This is a genomic window from Cupriavidus sp. 8B (assembly GCF_054589115.1).
Map to the genome: position 1 here is coordinate 30,404 of NZ_BAAILO010000145.1, position 1,799 is coordinate 32,202.

Annotated in this window: 1 protein-coding gene; it reads left to right on the forward strand. The window is 57.3% G+C overall.

Annotated features, from left to right (window positions below):
- Positions 1–602: 602 nt before the first annotated feature.
- Positions 603–1,250, forward strand: a complete 648-nt coding sequence (locus ACYP5B_RS15085; protein ID WP_459570247.1) for a DUF429 domain-containing protein — start codon at positions 603–605, stop codon at positions 1,248–1,250.
- The last annotated feature ends 549 nt before the right edge of the window (positions 1,251–1,799 follow it).

Below are 1,799 nucleotides of genomic sequence, written 5' to 3' on the forward strand. Positions count from 1 at the left end.
GCAAGCGTGTCAGGGGAACGCCTTCGGTAGAGGGGCCAACCGTTCGCTGGCCTACCTAGGGCCCGGCGTGACCTGGTTTGCCCTACGCCTGAGTCTATCCCCACCAAAGTGGGCTGTCCGAGGAGAGGAATTGAGCTTATCCAGGAAGGTTGCTGTTTCCAATAAGTTGTAGACACCGGCTGCGCCATTCCGAGGCGCTGAAGGCCGCGTTTGACTTGCTTCTTAGTCGAAGTTCAGGGCACGCGCCGCAGGCCGGTTCGTTTATCGATGCTCTCTTTATGAAGATTGCTCCGTTAGGCAGGCATGCCGATATGTGCGCATCGTATGAAGAGCTCGTAAAGCAAAGGGGGTTTTCGCGAAGCGCGTTCCTGTCAGCCTTAGGTGACCTTCAAGCAGTACCATAACGTCTGGAACCAAATATCATATCCGGAGCGTGACGGGGAGTGGCTGGTCTATCCGACGTTTCCTTCGGTGGCCACATTCAGGCTCACCGTCAACCTCGCCGACTTCGCTGACCCAGCTGCATCGGCAGAGGTAGCACGTCGGGTTAGGGATGCCTTGGCATCGCGAGAAATCAATGCAAAGTGACTAATCTCACCCGAATGGCTAAAACGCACGTGATGAGCGCCGTTGCTGGCATTGATGTTGGTGGGGACAAGAAGGGATACCATCTCGTCGCCCTGCAAGGGACTTCGATTTTGTGCAGCATCAACAGCAAATCCCCAGGGGAATTGGCCAAGGTTTGTGCTGAGTATGACGTCGTGGCAGTCGGTATTGATTCGCCTTGCCAGTGGAGGACTGCGGACGGTGCTCGGCTGGCTGAAAGAGAGCTCGCGCGAGAAGGAATTAGCTCGTTCTCGACTCCGACACGGGAGCGTGCCCTCTCCAATGCGAATGGGTTCTATGGCTGGATGTTCAATGGGGAGCGCGTGTACCAAGCTCTCGCATCAAGCTACCCGCTTCTTGTGGACAAGGCCCATTCCAGCGGGCGCATAAGCTTCGAGACTTTCCCGTACGCCACAACTTGTGCCTTGCTCGGCGGGGATGTTGCATCCGCGAAGCGGAAACGCACCCAGCGTAGGGAGCTCCTGGAACGCGAGGGGATGGACACCAGCTTGTTGAAGTCAATTGATGCGGTTGATGCTGCCCTATGTGCTTTGACGGCAAGATTCCTGGTGGAAGGGAAAGCCTACCCGTACGGCGATGCCCAGGGCGGGTATATCTGGGTTCCTGCCGCTACATCCCTCTGAGCTGATGGCGGATGACGTTGCGCAAAAAACACCGCCAATGTCATCGCACCGACAGCTTCACGGAAACGGTTGTTGGAGATGCTCGCCGCCGCAAAGTCTAACAGTGCCGATACGAAGTGAAAGCAGAAAAAGAAACCGCCTGATGAGCGCCCCTCCGACTTGACAGCATTCGTCTAGCCTCAACGAGGCTCGACTTTCCTGTGGCAGCACCACGCGGCCCAGCTCTTGGTCCAGCGCTCCCGGAGAACCCATGGATTTAAGACATCGGAAGGGTGTCTGCGCTAAGGCAAGCGTCGCCACAGCAGGGTAGGCGCGAAGCCCGCGTCCGGCCATACTGGCGGCCGTGTCCTTCGACAACCGGCCCGGAGCTGTCCCCTTTCGAGGCTGTTGGGCGCTGTTCGGTCAGGCTTCACATAGGGCTGATAACATGGTCAGGTGGCGTCCGCAGGTCAGTCGCCTCAGCCCTCGTTCGGGTCTCTAAACCGTAACTTCTGCAGGAAGGTGTTCCATGGATGTACAGCAACTCGTTTCTGAATTTCTCGCTTCCGA

Bases quoted from the DNA above. Each gene is read 5' to 3' on its own strand.
- ACYP5B_RS15085 (WP_459570247.1), top strand. From the start codon at position 603: ATGGCTAAAACGCACGTGATGAGCGCCGTTGCTGGCATTGATGTTGGT.